Origin of the sequence: Streptomyces sp. HM190 (assembly GCF_009857135.1) — a bacterium.
GTDB lineage: Bacteria > Actinomycetota > Actinomycetes > Streptomycetales > Streptomycetaceae > Streptomyces > Streptomyces heilongjiangensis.
Window position 1 is genome coordinate 1,358,273 of record NZ_CP047318.1, and the last position, 15,496, is coordinate 1,373,768.

The window sequence follows — 15,496 nt, forward strand, 5'->3', positions numbered from 1 at the left end:
ACCCGGCGCCGGCCGCCCGCACGCGGGCACGGCACAACCGCACGGCACTACGGCACTACGGCACGACGACCCAGTCCGACGCCATGGCTCACCCCTCACGCATCCTCCGTCCCTCATTGCGAGGTGCTCATGAGCTCGACCCCTCCCTCCTCCCCGGCCCCCTCGACCACCGGTCGGCCCCCGGCAGACGCACAGGCCGCCGCCGACGACGGCGCGTTCGGCTGGCTGCGCGCCCTCGGTCCGCGCGGCCGCCGCGCCTTCGGCGGCGCGTTCGGCGGCTACGCCCTCGACTCGTACGACTACTTCACGCTGCCGCTGAGCATGGTCGCGCTCGCGGCCTACTTCGGGCTGGACAGCGGCCAGACCGGCCTGTTCACCACGGTCACGCTGGTCGTCTCGGCGATCGGCGGCGCCGCCGCGGGCGTCCTCGCCGACCGGATCGGCCGGGTGAAGGCCCTGATGATCACCGTGATCACCTACGCGGTCTTCACCGTGGCCTGCGGCTTCGCCCCCAACTACGAGACCCTGCTGGTCTTCCGGGCCCTCCAGGGACTCGGCTTCGGCGGCGAGTGGGCGGTCGGCGCGATCCTCGTCGCCGAGTACGCGAGCGCCAAGCACCGGGGGCGCACGCTCGGCGCGATCCAGAGCTCCTGGGCCGTCGGCTGGGGACTGGCCGTGATCGTCTACACGGTGGTCTTCTCCCTCTTCGGCGACGACCTCGCCTGGCGCGTGATGTTCTGGACGGGCGCCCTGCCCGCGCTGCTCGTCGTCTGGGTGCGCCGCTCGGTCGAGGACGCCCCGGAGGCGGCCGCCGCGCGGGAGCGGAGCGCCGAGAAGGGCTCGTTCGCCGCGATCTTCCGGCCCGGCACCGCAGCCGCTCCCGGCCTGCTGCGCACGACGCTCTTCGCCGTGCTGCTGTCCACGGGCGTCCAGGGCGGCTACTACACGCTGGCGACCTGGGTGCCGACGTATCTCAAGACCGAGCGCGACCTGTCCGTCGTCGGCACCGGCGGCTATCTCACGTTCCTGATCTCCGGTGCCTTCATCGGCTACCTCACCGGCGGGTACCTCACCGACCGTCTGGGCCGCCGGCGCAACATCTGGCTGTTCGCGGTGCTGTCGGCGCTGTGCATCCTGGCGTACGCGAACATACCGAGCGGCGCCAACGGCCTGCTGCTGGTGCTCGGCTTCCCGCTCGGGTTCTGCATGTCGGCGATCTTCAGCGGCTTCGGGTCGTACCTGAGCGAGCTGTACCCGGCGGCCGTGCGCGGCACCGGGCAGGGCTTCACGTACAACACCGGGCGCGCCGTGGGCGCCGTTTTCCCCACGACGGTCGGCTTCCTGGCGGACAGCTGGGGTGTGGGCGGCGCGCTGGTCTTCGGCGCGATCGGCTACGCCCTGGCGGCCGTCGCCCTCCTCGGCCTGCCGGAGACGCGCGGGAAGGAGCTGGTATGAGCCCCGCGACCGCTCAGGACCGCCCCGTGACCCTGGTCGAGCCGCACGCGCACGCGTGGAGCCCCGGTGAGGCCCGTGCCCGGTTCCGCGCCGGGCTGTCGGGTCCCACCGCCGGGGTCGCCGCCGGGCACACCCAGGCGAACCTGATCTCGGTGCCCGCCGACTGGGCGTACGACATGCTGCTGTTCTGCCAGCGCAACCCGAAGCCCTGTCCGGTGCTCGACGTGACGGACGCGGGCGCCTGGACCACCCCGCTCGCCGAGGGCGCCGACCTGCGCACCGATCTCCCCCGCTACCGGGTGTGGGAGCACGGCGCGCTGGTGGCCGAACCGACGGACGTGGTCGACGTCTGGCGGGACGACCTGGTGTCGTTCCTCATCGGCTGCAGCTTCACCTTCGAGTGGGCGCTCGCCGAGGCGGGCGTCCCGCTGCGCCACATCGAGCAGGGCCGCAACGTCCCCATGTACGTCACCGGCCGGCAGTGCCGGCCCGCGGGCCGGCTGCAGGGGCCGATGGTGGTGTCGATGCGCCCGGTCCCGCCCGAGCACCTCGCCACCGCGATCCGGGAGAGCGCTCTGCTCCCGGCGGTGCACGGCGCCCCGGTGCACTGCGGGGAGGCCGCCGGCCTGGGCATCGCCGACCTGTCCCGCCCGGACTTCGGCGAGGCCGTGACCGCAGAACCGGACGACATCCCGGTGTTCTGGGCCTGCGGGGTCACCCCGCAGGCCGCCGTGATGGCGTCACGCCCACCGTTCGCGATCACCCACGCGCCGGGGCGGATGTTCCTGACCGACGCCCGCGACGAGCAGTACCGCGTGGTCTAGACGAGCGGCACGTCGCCGTCCGGACGAGCGATACCACGCCGTCCGGACGAGCACTACCACGCCGTCCGGACGAGCACTACCACGCCGTCCGGACAAGTGGCACCACGTGGTGCGGACGAGCAGCACCGCGTGGTCCGGCGGACACCGCTGAAAGAGGAGAATGGGAACCATGACGTCGATCGACCTCAACGCCGACCTCGGCGAGGGCTTCGGCCGCTGGCAGCTGACCGACGACGAGGAACTGCTGTCCGTCGTCACCAGCGCCAACGTGGCCTGCGGCTTCCACGCCGGGGACGCGGTCACCATGCGCCGGGTCTGCGAGCTGGCGGCGGAACGCGGGGTGCGGATCGGCGCCCAGGTCTCGTACCACGACCTCGCGGGCTTCGGGCGCCGCGCGATGGACGTGCCGGCCTCCGAGCTGGCGGCCGAGGTGGCCTACCAGGTCGGTGCCCTGGAGGTCTTCGCACGCGCGGCGGGCACGCGCGTGTCGTACGTGAAGCCGCACGGCGCGCTCTACAACCGCGTCGTCCACGACGCCGAGCAGGCAGCGGCGGTCGTCGAGGGGGTGGTGCTCGCCGACGCCACGCTGCCGGTGCTCGGTCTGCCCGGATCTCACCTGCTCAAGGTGGCGGAGCAGGCCGGACTGCCCGTGGTCACCGAGGCGTTCGCCGACCGCGCGTACACCGAGCGCGGCACCCTGGTGCCGCGGAGCCAGGACGGCGCGGTGATCACGGACGCCGCCGCGGTCATCGAGCGGTCGGTGACGCTGGCCCGCTCCGGCACGGTCGTCTCCCACTCCGGCGAGCACGTCGCCGTGCGCGCCCGCTCCCTGTGCCTGCACGGCGACACGCCGGGCGCGGTGGAGCTGGCGCGGCGGGTGCGTGCCGAGCTGACCGCGTCGGGGGTCCGTGTGGAGGCGTTCGTATGAGGGCCATGCCGGTCGGCGCCCACGCGCTCCTCGTCGAACTGGACTCGGGCGAGGAGGCCGAGGCACTGCACGCCGAACTGCTGCGCCGCCGCGCCACGGGCGACCTCGCGGTGGCCGAGATCGTCCCGGCGGCCCGTACGGTCCTCCTGGACGGCCTGGAGGCACCCCTGCGTCTCGCCGAGCACCTCGTCTCCTGGGACGTGCCGCCCGCCCCGGCCCGCGCCGAGGAGGTCGTCGAGATCCCCGTCCGGTACGACGGACCCGATCTGGCCGACGTCGCCGCCCACTGGGGTGTGGACGAGGCCGAGGTGGTCCGCCTCCACGCGGCGGCCGAGTTCCGCGTCGCCTTCTGCGGGTTCGCCCCCGGCTTCGGCTATCTGACGGGCCTGCCCCGCGAGGTGCCGCGCCGGGCGACGCCCCGCACGGCCGTCCCGGCGGGCTCCGTCGCCCTGGCCGGCCCGTACACCGGTGTCTATCCGCGTTCCTCCCCCGGCGGCTGGCAGTTGATCGGCACGACCGACACCGTCCTGTGGGACCCCGCGCGCGTGCCGGCCGCGCTGCTGGCTCCGGGTACCCGGGTCCGCTTCACACCGACGGCGGCGGCCCCGTGAGCGACCGTGCCCTCGCCGTCGTCCGGGCCGGTGCCCTCACCACCGTCCAGGACCAGGGCCGCCCCGGTCACGCGCACCTCGGCGTCCCCCGCTCGGGGGCGCTGGACGCGCCCGCCGCCGCCCTGGTCAACCGTCTGGTGGGCAACGCCCCGGAGGCGGCCGTCCTGGAGACCACCCTCAACGGCTGCTCCGTACGGCCCCGCGCGACGGTCACCGTCGCCGTCGGGGGCGCGCCCTGCGCGGTCACCGTGGACGGCCGCCCGGCGGCCTGGGGGGCGCCCGTGCGGGTTCCCGGCGGCGCGCTGCTGGACATCGGGGCGGCACGCGCGGGGGTGCGCAGCTATCTCGCCGTCTCCGGCGGTGTGACCGTCGAGCCGGTGCTCGGCAGCCGCTCCACCGACCTGCTGTCCGGTCTGGGCCCTGCCCCGCTGACGGACGGCATCGTGCTCCCCCTGGGACGCCCGGCGGGGCCGCACGCGTGCGTGGACGCCGTTCCGCATCCGGCGCCGCCGACGGAGCTGGTCCTGCGGGTCGCCCTGGGCCCCCGCCACGACTGGTTCACGGACGCGGCGCTCACCGCGCTCACCGCCCGCCCCTATGTCGTGTCGTCGGCGAGCAACCGCATCGGGCTGCGCACGGAGGGGCCCACGCTGGAGCGCGCGCGGCCGGGTGAGCTGCCCAGCGAGGGCATGGTGCTGGGAGCCGTCCAGGTGCCGCCGGACGGCCGCCCGGTCGTCTTCCTGGCCGACCACCCGACCACCGGCGGCTATCCGGTGATCGCGGTCGTCGACCCGGCGGACCTCCCGGCCGCGGCCCAGGCAACACCGGGCACACCGGTGCGGTTCGCGGCCGTACGACACCGCCGCTGACCGGCTGCACGGCCCGGTTGCACGACGTCAGGTGTGCGCCCCGGGTCCACCATGCCGGCTCCACGACCCGGGTCAGCCGTCGGCTGCACGCTCCCGCTCCACTCCGCTTCCACGGCGGGGTCACCCTGTCGGCAGACCTCTGTCGGCGGTGGCCTCACGCCACCTCCGGGCGCTGCTCGGCCCCGTCAGCGCCGCGAGGGCCGATGCCACCGCGTGGGACGCGGTCAGGTCGAGGCGGGCGCTGGTGCCGCGTGCCTCGTGACGCATCTCGGCGACGGCGAGGGTGAGGAGCTGCGGCAGCAGGTCGGTGCACCGCCGGGCGACCCATCCCGTGCCCGCCGTGGCCAGCCACCACAGACCGGCGGCGCGGGTCGGCGTGGGGGAGTCGGGCTCCGGCGAGGGCGCCGGGCCCGTCGCGAGTCCGGCCTCCGTGAGCAGCGCGTGGAAGCGGACCGCGAGCCGCCGATGTCCGCGCTCGCCGGGGTGCAGCCGGTCCGCGCTCCACAGCGCGCGGTCCGTCAGCCAGGCGCCCTCGCAGGCGTGCAGGTGGACCGCTCCATGGCGCTCGGACAGGGCGTGCACGACGGTGTTGACGGCTCGCTGCCGCCGGGCGAGCGGCCTGGCGAGGGCCCCGGGCAGGCCGAGCATGGCGCCGGGGTCGGGCAGGCAGGCGGTGAGCAGCTCGGCGCCCTGGTCCCGGAAGGCCCCGTACACCTCGTCGAGGCGGGCGGCCACGGCGTGGATGTCGAAGGTGCAGCGCAGGGTGTCGTTGACGCCGACGACGACGGAGGCGATGTCCGGGCGGAGCGCGAGCGCGGCGGACAACTGGCGTTCTTGGACGTCGCGCGTCTGTGAGCCGCTGACGGCGAGGTTGGTGAACTCCACTTCGGGGGCGAGGCCGTCGGCGAGCAGCGCGGCCCAGCCCCGCCGGCCGCCCGCGACGGGGTCCCCGACGCCTTCGGTGAGGGAGTCGCCGAGGGCCGTGAACCGCACGGGTCTCATCCGACGCCCTCCCGTGCCGGGCGGCCGGCGTGCGCGTCGTGGGCGGCGAGGAAGGCGTCCACGGCGGTCTGCCAGCCGAAGCGCTCCGCACGCGCGCGTGCCGCGTCCCGCCGTTCCCGCTCGGGTCGGTCGAGCAGCGACTCGACGGCGTCCGCGAAGGACGCGCCGCTGTCCGCCGCCGTGGCCCCGGCCGAGCCGACGACCTCGGGCAGCGCCGAGGAGGAGCTGGCCACGACGGGCGTCCCGCAGGCCATCGCCTCCAGCGCGGCCAGCCCGAACGTCTCGGCGGGTCCGGGCGCCAGGCACACGTCGGCGGATGCCTGGAGGGCGCCGAGCAGGTGGCGGTCGGCGACATGGCCGAGGAAGGTCACGGGGAGCCCGCGGGCCCGCTGTTCGAGGCGGCCTCGCAGCGGTCCGTCCCCGGCGACCACCAGCGCCGCGCGCCGTCCGCGCCGGAGCAGCGCCTCCAGCGCGTCGAGCGCCGTGCCGGGACGTTTCTCCACCGAGAGCCGGGAGCACATCACCAGCAGCACCTCGTCCACGCGCGCGTGCCGCTCGCGCAGCGCCGGGTCCAAGAGCGCGGGGTGCCGTCCGACGAGGTCGACGCCCAGCGGGGCGCGGACGACGTTCCGGGCGCCGATCCGTACGAACTCCCGCTCGGCGAACTCGGTGGTGCACACCACGCGCGCGTAGGTGTGTGCGGTACGGGCGTTGAGGGCGTCGGCGGCCCTCCGGGCCATCGCGTCGGACAGCCCCCAGGTCCGCAGCACCCCGTCGGCGGTCTCGTGGGAGACCATCACGGCGGGCACCCGGGCGCGGCGGGCCCACGCCCCGGTCCAGCGCAGGGTGGTGCGGTCGGAGACCTCCAGCCGGTCGGGGCCGAGGGACTCCAGGAGGGACGCGACCCGCCGCCTGTCCATGAGGACGCGGTAGCCGCCGGTGCCGGGCAGCAGGGGGCCGGGGAGGGTGATGACGCGGCCCTGCCCGGTGGCGCGGTCGGTGTACCGCTCGCCGGGCACGAGGAGCACGGGGTGGTGGCCCGCCGCCCGGTAGCCCCGGCCCAGTTCCCGCAGGGCGGTCCGCAGTCCGCCCGAGGCGGGCGCGACGAAGTTGGCGAGCCGTACGATCCGCAGTCCCGGGCGGACGGCGTCGTCGCGTGTTCCGCCGGAGGCGGCCGCGTTCATGCCGCCACCGCCGTCCGCGCCGCGAGCACGTCGGCGTAGTGCCCGATGAGCTGGTCGCCGACCGCCGCCCAGGTGCGCCCCTCGACCATGGCCCGCCCGGCGGCCCCGTAGGCCGCGCGGAGCGCCGGATCACCGGCCAGCGACACCACGGCGTCCCGTACGGCGACGGCGTCGCGCGGCGGCACCAGCAGCCCGGTGCGTCCGTGAGCCACGAGGTCCAGCGGTCCGCCCGCGGCGGGGGCGACGACGGGCACGCCGCTGGCCATGGCCTCCTGCACGGTCTGGCAGAACGTCTCGAAGGGGCCGGTGTGGACGAAGACGTCGAGGGAGGCGAAGATCCGGGCGAGGTCGTCGCCGGTGCGGCGGCCGAGGAGGACGGCGCCGGGCAGGGCCTCGCGCAGTGCCGGTTCGCTGGGGCCGTCGCCCACGACGACGACGCGTACGCCGTCCAGCCCGCACACCCCGGCCAGCAGTTCGACCTGCTTCTCGGGGGCGAGGCGGCCGACGTAGCCGACGATCAGCTCGCCGTTCGGCGCCAGTGCGCGGCGCAGCGCCTCGTCGCGCAGGGCGGGCCGGAAGCGGACGGTGTCCACGCCGCGCCGCCACAGCTTCACCCGGGGCACCCCGTGTTCCTCCAGGTCACGCAGGGCGACACTGGACGGGGCGAGGGTGAGGTCGGCGGCGGCGTGCACGGAGCGGATGCGCCGCCAGGCGGCCGCCTCGCCGGCGTGCACATAGGTGCGGGCGTAGCCGGCGAGGTCGGTCTGGTAGACGGCGACGGCGGGGACCCCGAGACGCACGGCGGCGGCCATGCCGCGCACCCCGAGGACGAAGGGGCTGGCCAGGTGGACGATGTCGGCCCGGTGCTCGACGATCGCCCCGGCCACCCGGCGGCTGGGCAGGGCGACACGGACCTGGGGGTAGCCCGGGAGCGGGAGGGAGGGGACACGGACGACGGGGCACGGCGACTGGAGGTCGGCGCCCGCCGCCGTGCCCGGGGCGGTGGCCGGGGCCACGACGAGCGGCGCGTGGCCGCGCGCGACGAGGTGCCGCGCGGTCTGCAGGGCGCAGTGGGCCACGCCGTTCACATCGGGGGGAAAGGACTCGGTCACGATGACGACACGCATACCGGTGTTGTCGTCGTACCGGACGTGGCCACGTCAACGTGGATCTTTCCGGACGAGGAACGTCCCATGAGCGTTGCGCTGCGCACATGTCCAGGTCAGACCGTGTCCATGCCCTCCTGACCTCCGGGCCACGGGGTGTTCACATCGCGGGCATGTCAGGGCCGATTCGGCTGCGTACGGCTGTCTGGACCTCGGCCTCCTCGGCCGGGTCGGCGGCCAGCCGGCGCAGTTGGTCGACGACGCGCGTGTCGCCCGTCTCGGCGTGCCGGGCGGCGATCTCGCGGGTGGTCTCCTCGCAGTCCCAGAGGCACTCGACGGCGAAGCCCGCCGGGAAGGAGGGATCGGTGGCGGCCAGGGCGCGGGCGGCGCGGCCGCGGAGGTGGGAGGAGGCGGTCTCCCGGTAGATGTGGCGCAGCACGGGTGCTGCGCAGGCGATGCCGAGGCGTCCGGCGCCGTCGACGAGCGTCCACAGGGTGAGCGCGTCGGGGCCCTCGCCGCGCACGGCCTCGCGCAGGGCGCCCAGCACCAGGTCCTTGTCCTGGGCGCCGCCCCGGCAGGCGAGGACGCGCCCGGCGGCCGCGCCCAGCGCGTCGGGCCGGTGCACCCAGCCGCGCGCCCGGTCGACGGCGGCCACGCTGCGCATCCGTTCGAAGGCGTCGACGGCCGCTTCCACGACCATCGTCGTGCCGTCGGTGGCCGCGCCCTCGATCAGGTCGAGGGCGTCGGGATCGTTGCCGTCGGCGAGATAGCGCAGGGCGGTACAGCGCGCGCCGTCGTCGCCGGAGCGGGCGGCCTCGACGATCTCCGGCCGGTCCTCGGGGCCGGCGACGGCCATGAGGCAGCGGGCGGCCGGCACATGGAGGACGGCTCCGCGTTCGATGCCTTGCCGGGCCCATTCGAAGACGGCACCGACGCTCCAGCCGGGGCGGGGTCCGCTGGGCCGCATCTGCCGCTGCCAGCGGTCGAAGCAGCCGGCCTCCTGGGCGGCACGCACGCGTGCGGCGACGGCTTCGCGGGGGTCGTCGGCCCACAGCCGCCAGGGCCTGGGTTCGAAGGCGTCCCGGACGGTCGCGGCGAGTTCCGCCTCGCCCTCAGGGTCGGTGGTGAAGCGGGCGAGGACGGGTTCGGCGAGGGCGCGCAGCCCTTCGTCGTCGTCCCTGAGGGCCAGTTCGTCCAGGGCCCAGGACCAGTTGGTGCCCGTGGCGGCGTACCTGCGCAGCAGTTCGAGCGCGTCCCGCCTGCCGTACGAGGCGAGGTGCCCGAGGACCGCGAGGGCCAGCCCGGTGCGTGACTCCTCGGCGTCGAGGACGTCGTCGGCGTCGAAGAGATGCCGTTCGATCTCGTCGAGTTCGCCGTGCAGGTCGAGGTAGAGCCGGGCGTAGTAGAGCGAGCGGTTCTCCACCTGCCAGTCGTGGCGGGGGTCGCTCAGCACACAGGTGTTCAGTGCCGCGAGCGCCTCGGCCCGCGGGGCGGTGAGCGCGTGCAGGGTGCCGTCGCCACGGCCCCGCTGCAGCAGGCCGAGCAGCGTACCGCTGGGCGCTATGAACGGTTCGAACATGGGAAACAGCCTCACATCAAGCGTCGACGCAACCGGGATCTTGCTCTACCTGGCCGCGTGACAACACGTCGGGGCGCCCGCCGTTTCCTGCTTGCTGTAGACCATCTTCCTCTGCCTCTCGTCAGTGGCCCATGCGGACCGCATCACGGTCCACGTGGTGCGGCAACACCTGCCCAGCCATCGCGTCCGTGAATCACGACGTCATGATGACCCGGCGGTTCTTCCTGCCGCGACCGATATTTCCGGCGGCCCTGTACCGCCTCCCCCGTCTTTTGTGTTCTACCTGGTCAGAACATGTGGATCAGCGTGCGCCGAACAGTTCCAGCAGCTCGGTCCTGCCGAACATGCGGGCCGTGTCGACGGCGTTCGGCGTGCCCTCCAGCGGGTCGGCCCCGCCCTCAAGGAGCACCCGGATGACATCGGACTCCCCCTTGAAGACCGCCCCCGCGAGGGGGGTCTGCCCCCGGTCGTTGACGCGGCCCGCCTCGGCGCCCCGGGCCAGCAACTCCCGTACCGCGTCGGCGTGGCCGTGGTAGGCGGCCAGCATCACGAGCGAGTCACCGCGGTCATTGGTGAGTTCGGCCGGGACGCCGGCGTCGACGTACGCCACGAGCGCCTCCGTCTCGCCCCGTCGGGCCAGATCGAAGACCTTGGTCGCCAGCTCCACGACCTCGGGGTCGGGGGCTTCGCTCATCGCCGGGTCCACCTCTCACTTCGCGTTGCCGCCACGAGCACGTGTGCTTCTGGAGCGTACGACGGCGGCGCCGCCGTACGGGTGAATCGCCAGGGTACTGGCTTCTCGCGCACATGAGCGGTGGTGGCCGAGGCAAAGATCACATCGAGTCGGACGCGGCGCAACAGCCCAGCTCGGACGGCCGAACGCCCACTCGCCCGCCCAGGTGAAAAAGCCGGAATTTCCTTCATTTGCACCTTTTATCGTATGGATACATGCTGTGACCTTGGAAGAACTCATGGTGACTGTCCCCACCTACCAGGAGAACCCACATGATCCTGAACATCTCCGGCGTCGTCCTGCTCGGCGTCATCGTCTTCCTCTTCTTCCGCAAGGACGGCCTCAAGGCCTCGCACGCCATCGTCGTCACGCTGTTCGGCTTCTACCTGGCCAGTACGGGTATCGCCCCGAGCATCACGGCGGGCGGCGAGAGCCTCGCGAGCCTCCTCGGCGGGATCAAGTTCTGACCCCGTCCCCATCCGTACGCACCTCCAGGAGACAGCCGTGGCCCGGGTCCCCCTCCCCCGCATTCTGACCAGCGGTGGCGCACATCTCGCCAAGAGCCGGGAGCTGGCCCGGACGGCGGCCGACGGCGCCACCGACGTCCTCCATCCGCTGATCACGATCACCCGTGGACTGCGCCGGCTGGCCGCGGCCGGCCGGCGCAGATGGGTGGAGACACCGAAGGACCGGCGCGGGTCACTGCTGTTCCTCGCCACCTCGGTGGTCCTGGTGGTGACCCTCGTGCCGTACGGAGCGCTGCTCGCCGTCATCGCCCTGATGGCGGCGGCAGCCTGGGCGGGCCGCGACGGCGCGACGCCCGAACCCACCGGTCCCGACGAGTCGCAGACCCAGCGGCTGCGCTCCCTCTACGAGGCCCTGGTCCCGTGTTTCTCGGCCGCCGAGGACCCTGAGCCGCTCTACGCGCACGGCGGTGCCTGGGACAAGGCCTTCCCCACCTACGCGTTCGACGGCACCGGACGGATCAGCCAACTGCTGATCCACTACCCGGCGTACTTCGCCGACGGCGAGCCCGAGTCCCGGGCGCGTGTCGAGCACCTGCTGCACGCCAAGGCCGGCCGCGGCCGCGAGTACCGCTTCGACTGGGACGAGGAGGGCAACACCCTGTCCGTCAGCGTCCTGCCCCCGCTCGCCACCGACATCGCCGCCCAGCGCTTCGTGACGGCTCCGGGCGAGACGGTCCTCGGCTTCACCGACGCGGCCCAGGTGCAGCGCACGCTGCCCCTCTCCTTCGGGGAGGAGCGGCGCGACGTACCGCCGGTCGTCTGGCGCACCGGCGCCCGCTCCACCGAACCCCATCTGCTGGCCGTGGGCGAACCGGGCAGCGGTACGACGACGCTGCTGCGCTCCATCGCCCTCCAGGCGCTGCAGCACGGTGACGTCGTCATCGTCGACGGCGCCGGCAGCGGCGACCACGCCTGTCTGACCGGCCGGGACGGCGTCCTCGCCGTGGAGAGCGGGCTCTCCGGGGCGCTGGCCAGTCTGGAGTGGGCGTCCCAGGAGACGGAACGCCGGCTGATCGCCACGAACCGCGCCCGTCAGGCGGGGCAGCCGGCCCCGGACGACACCCAGCGCCCGCTCTGGCTGCTGCTCGACCGCCCGACCGTACTGGCGCATCTGGCGGCGGCGGACGGCGGGCGCGACCCGCAGTCCCTCCTCCAGGTCCCCCTGCGCCACGGCCGGGCCGCGAACGTCACGGTCGTCGTGGCCGAGCAGTTCGACCACCTGGACGCCCTCGGCGAGGCGGTGCTGCGTCACACCCGTGCCCGCGTGGTCCTCGGCCCCGCCACCGCCGAGCAGCTGCAGTCCGTCCTGGGGGCCCCACCCCCCACGACCCCGACCCCCGACGTCCCCGCGGGCCGCGGCTACGCCCGCCTGGGCACCGCGCCCGTCCTGCGTCTCCAGGTCCCCGCAACGCCCGACCCCCACGACCCCGACACCCCCGAGCCGCACCGGGAGTCCGTCCTGGCCCTCCTCCCACCGCTCACGACCCCGGCGGACGCGATGAAGGACCTGGCGGCAGCGGACAGCTGAGAGCGCGCGGCGACCGCCGCGCGCTCCCACGTCCCCCAGCGGCACCGTCCCCCAGCGACACCGTCCTGCGCCGCTACCGCCCCGGCCGTCCGCGTCCCCTCACGCCACGAACGTCCGCGGCCCGTCGCTCCCCCCGGACGCCCCGTTCCGGACCAGCCGCGCCGCCGCGGCCAACCGCACCGCCGCCTCCTCCGCGACCGCCCCGCCCACAGTGAACGGCAGCCGCACATACCCCTCGAACGCCCCGTCGACCCCGAACCGCGGCCCGGACGGCACCCGGACGCCGACCCGCTCCCCCACCTCCGCGAGCCGCGACCCGGACAGGCCACCCGTACGGACCCACAGCGTGAGTCCGCCCCGCGGCTCGGTGAACTCCCAGTCCGGCAGCTCCCTGCGCACGGCGGCGACGAGCGCGTCCCGGTTCTCCCGGGCCTGCTCCCGCCGCATCCCCACGGCCTGCTCCCAGCCGCCCGACCCCATCAGCCAGTTCACGGCCAGCTGCTCCAGCACCGGCGTCCCCAGATCCGCGTACGCCCGTGCCGCCACGAGACTGCGGATCACCTCGGGCGCGGCCCGCACCCACCCGATCCGCATGCCCGCCCAGAACGCCTTGCTGGCCGACCCCACCGTGATCACCGTGGACCCCGCCGGATCGAACCCGCAGACCGGCCGCGGCATCCGCACCTGCGGGTCGAGGTACAGCTCGGCCATGGTCTCGTCCACCACCAGCACCGTGCCGGCGGCCCTGGCCGCGTCGACGAGCCCCCGTCGCCGGTCCTCGTCGGCGAGCGCCCCCGTCGGGTTGTGGAAGTCGGCGACGACGTACGCGAGCCGCGGCGCCGCCTCCCGCAGCACCTGCCGCCAGCGGTCCATGTCCCATCCGGCGAGCCCCTCGGCCATGGCCACCGGCACCAGCCGCGCCCCGGCCTCCCGCATCAGCTGGAGGATGTTGGCGTACGACGGCGACTCCACGGCGATCCGTTCGCCGCGTCCCGCGAAGAGATGGCAGATCGCGTCCATGGCGCCCATGGCCCCCGTGGTCACCATGATCTGCTCGGGCATCGTCGGGATGCCGCGCGCGGTGTACCGGTCGGCGAGCATCGAGCGGAGCGCGGGCAGCCCGGCGGGGTAGTCGCCGTGCGTGTGCGCGTACGGCGGAAGCTCCTCCAGGGCACCCTGCACGGCCCGGGTCAGCCAGGGCTCGGGCGCGGGCAGCGCCGCGCACCCCAGGTCGATCATGGAACCGAGCGCCTCCGGGGGCAGGGGCTCCAGACCGCGCGCCGGCAGCGGCTTCCCGGCCGGTACCGCGGTCCAGCTGCCCGCCCCGCGCCGGGACTCCAGGAACCCCTCGGTGCGCAGCGCCTCGTAGGCCGCCGCGACGGTCGTACGGGAGACGGAGAGCGCGAGCGCCAGCTCCCGCTCGGCGGGCAGCCGGGCCGCCACCGGGACCCGGCCCTCCAGGACAAGCAGCCGCACCCCGTCGGCGAGGGCGCGGTAGGCGGGCGGACGCTTGCTGCCGGGCCCGCTGGGGCGGTCCTGCTGGGAGTTGAGCATACGAGCGAGCTGCGCGGCCCCGACCGCGGAGGTCCACTGAGACACTTTTCCAGTCCACCTTCCCCGAATTGGCCATGGAGGACATCACTCCTCAAGCCACAGGGTGACATGCGACGGGCCACTACCACCAACAAGGGGGACCTCTCGTGTCCGCTCCCGGGCATCTCACGCGGCGCCTGCTTCAGCTCTACCTCGGCCTCACCCTCTACGGCTTGAGCTCTGCCCTCCTCGTCCGGTCGGGTCTCGGGCTGGAGCCCTGGAACGTGCTCCACCAGGGGCTCTCCGAGCGGACCGGCCTGTCGATGGGGATCGTCCTCACCCTCGTGGGCGCCGCGATCCTGCTGCTGTGGATACCGCTGCGCCAGCGCCCGGGCCTCGGCACGGTCTCCAACGTCCTGGTGATCGGCGCCGCCATGGACGCGACGCTCGCCCTGACCCCCGACGCCCGCACCTGGGCGGCCCGCGTCGCCCTGATGGCCGTCGGGATCGTCCTGAACGGCGCCGCCACCGGCCTCTACATCGCCGCCCGCTTCGGCCCCGGTCCCCGCGACGGTCTGATGACCGGCCTGAACCGGGTGACCGGCCTGTCGATCCGTCTCGTCCGCACGGGCATCGAACTGACGGTGGTGGCGACCGGCTTCGTCCTCGGCGGCACGGTCGGCGTCGGCACCCTGCTGTACGCCGTGTCCATCGGCCCGCTCGCCCAGGTGTTCCTGCGTGTGTTCGCCGTTCCCTCGGCGTCCGGCAGCACGGTCGTTGCCACCGGTCCATCGGAGCGGGCCATACTTCCCCGGTGACCGCCCAGACCCGCCACCCCTACCTCGACCATCCGGGCCCGATCGCCTTCGCCCACCGGGGCGGGGCGGCGGACGGCCTGGAGAACACCACCGCCCAGTTCCGGCGCGCGGTGGACTCGGGCTACCGGTACATCGAGACCGACGTGCACGCGACGCGCGACGGCAAGCTCGTCGCCTTCCACGACGCCACGCTGGACCGGGTGACCGACGGGGCGGGCCGGATAGCGGACCTGCCCTGGAAGGAGGTGCGGCACGCGCGCGTGGCGGGCGCCGAACCCGTCCCCCTCTTCGAGGAGCTCCTGGAGACCTTCCCCGGCGTCCACTGGAACGTGGACGTCAAGGCGGAGTCCGCGCTCCACCCCCTGCTCAACCTGATCGCGCGCACAGGTTCCTGGGACCGCGTCTGCGTCGGCTCCTTCTCCGAGCCGCGCGTGGCCCGCGCCCAGCGTCTGGCCGGTCCGCGCCTGGCCACCTCGTTCGGCACCGGCGGCGTCCTCGGGCTGCGGCTGCGCTCCTGGGGGGTCCCGGCTCCGCTGCGCCGCTCGGCGATCGCGGCGCAGGTGCCGGAGTCGCAGTCGGGGGTGCCGGTCGTCGACGAGCGGTTCGTGCGGGCCGCCCACGCGCGCGGGCTCCAGGTCCACGTGTGGACCGTGAACGAACCGCAACGCATGCACCGTCTCCTCGACCTCGGCGTCGATGGCATCATGACCGATCACATCGACACGCTGCGCATGGTGCTCGAAGACCGGGGGACCTGGGTCTGAGGCCGTCGCGCGGCGTCTTCCCGGGGAAGCGAGGG

General features: G+C 74.3%; 14 protein-coding genes and 1 pseudogene. 9 read left to right on the forward strand and 6 right to left on the reverse strand.

The window, feature by feature from the left end; genetic code table 11:
• The first annotated feature begins 129 nt into the window (after positions 1–129).
• From GSY65_RS05370 to GSY65_RS05390, 5 genes are all read left to right on the forward strand, one after another.
• A complete protein-coding gene (locus tag GSY65_RS05370) occupies positions 130–1,455 on the forward strand; it encodes an MFS transporter (protein ID WP_159766212.1) in 1,326 nt (441 codons plus the stop codon).
• Positions 1,452–2,279 (forward strand): putative hydro-lyase, encoded by an 828-nt coding sequence (locus tag GSY65_RS05375; RefSeq protein ID WP_159766213.1) that lies wholly within the window; start codon positions 1,452–1,454, stop codon positions 2,277–2,279. Before GSY65_RS05370 ends, GSY65_RS05375 begins: the two co-directional genes overlap by 4 nt.
• Before the next feature lie 169 nt (positions 2,280–2,448).
• Complete coding sequence (locus GSY65_RS05380; protein WP_159766214.1) at positions 2,449–3,207, forward strand: LamB/YcsF family protein; 759 nt, start codon at positions 2,449–2,451, stop codon at positions 3,205–3,207.
• A complete protein-coding gene (locus GSY65_RS05385; protein WP_159766215.1) occupies positions 3,204–3,818 on the forward strand; it encodes a 5-oxoprolinase subunit B family protein in 615 nt (204 codons plus the stop codon). Before GSY65_RS05380 ends, GSY65_RS05385 begins: the two co-directional genes overlap by 4 nt.
• On the forward strand, positions 3,815–4,687 hold the full coding sequence (locus GSY65_RS05390; protein ID WP_159766216.1) for a biotin-dependent carboxyltransferase family protein: 873 nt from the start codon (positions 3,815–3,817) through the stop codon (positions 4,685–4,687). The genes GSY65_RS05385 and GSY65_RS05390 overlap by 4 nt, the downstream gene beginning before the upstream one ends.
• Before the next feature lie 154 nt (positions 4,688–4,841).
• On the opposite strand, the pseudogene GSY65_RS05395 reads toward GSY65_RS05390, so the two are convergent.
• From GSY65_RS05395 to GSY65_RS05415, 5 genes and pseudogenes are all read right to left on the reverse strand, one after another.
• Positions 4,842–5,689: pseudogene (locus GSY65_RS05395) on the reverse strand (SGNH/GDSL hydrolase family protein).
• Positions 5,686–6,873 carry a glycosyltransferase gene (locus GSY65_RS05400; protein ID WP_159766218.1) on the reverse strand — a complete coding sequence of 396 codons (1,188 nt, stop codon included), beginning with the start codon at positions 6,871–6,873 and terminating at the stop codon, positions 5,686–5,688. Before GSY65_RS05400 ends, GSY65_RS05395 begins: the two are co-directional and overlap by 4 nt.
• The gene (locus tag GSY65_RS05405) at positions 6,870–8,000 is read right to left on the reverse strand and encodes a glycosyltransferase family 4 protein (protein WP_159766219.1); all 1,131 of its coding nucleotides are present in this window, start codon (positions 7,998–8,000) and stop codon (positions 6,870–6,872) included. The genes GSY65_RS05400 and GSY65_RS05405 overlap by 4 nt, the downstream gene beginning before the upstream one ends.
• A 139-nt stretch (positions 8,001–8,139) precedes the next feature.
• Entirely contained in the window at positions 8,140–9,558 is a 1,419-nt protein-coding gene (locus tag GSY65_RS05410) for a HEAT repeat domain-containing protein (RefSeq protein WP_159766220.1), read from the reverse strand.
• Positions 9,559–9,859: 301 nt separating this feature from the next.
• The gene (locus GSY65_RS05415; RefSeq protein ID WP_159766221.1) at positions 9,860–10,252 is read right to left on the reverse strand and encodes an ankyrin repeat domain-containing protein; all 393 of its coding nucleotides are present in this window, start codon (positions 10,250–10,252) and stop codon (positions 9,860–9,862) included.
• A gap of 311 nt (positions 10,253–10,563) precedes the next feature.
• On the opposite strand from GSY65_RS05415, the gene GSY65_RS05420 reads away from it, so the two are divergent.
• Both GSY65_RS05420 and GSY65_RS05425 read left to right on the forward strand, forming a co-directional pair.
• Positions 10,564–10,758: a hypothetical protein gene (locus tag GSY65_RS05420; protein WP_055540730.1), complete on the forward strand. Its 195-nt coding sequence runs from the start codon at positions 10,564–10,566 to the stop codon at positions 10,756–10,758.
• Positions 10,759–10,795: 37 nt separating this feature from the next.
• Entirely contained in the window at positions 10,796–12,346 is a 1,551-nt protein-coding gene (locus tag GSY65_RS05425) for an ATP-binding protein (RefSeq protein WP_159766222.1), read from the forward strand.
• A gap of 99 nt (positions 12,347–12,445) precedes the next feature.
• On the opposite strand, the gene GSY65_RS05430 is transcribed toward GSY65_RS05425, so the two are convergent.
• A complete protein-coding gene (locus tag GSY65_RS05430) occupies positions 12,446–13,945 on the reverse strand; it encodes an SCO1417 family MocR-like transcription factor (RefSeq protein WP_159766223.1) in 1,500 nt (499 codons plus the stop codon).
• 101 nt (positions 13,946–14,046) lie between these two features.
• Here GSY65_RS05430 and yczE point away from each other — a divergent pair, with 101 nt between their 5' ends.
• The gene (yczE, locus tag GSY65_RS05435) at positions 14,047–14,697 is read left to right on the forward strand and encodes a membrane protein YczE (RefSeq protein WP_159766224.1); all 651 of its coding nucleotides are present in this window, start codon (positions 14,047–14,049) and stop codon (positions 14,695–14,697) included.
• Complete coding sequence (locus GSY65_RS05440; RefSeq protein ID WP_159766225.1) at positions 14,694–15,461, forward strand: glycerophosphodiester phosphodiesterase; 768 nt, start codon at positions 14,694–14,696, stop codon at positions 15,459–15,461. Before yczE ends, GSY65_RS05440 begins: the two co-directional genes overlap by 4 nt.
• Positions 15,462–15,496: the final 35 nt, after the last annotated feature.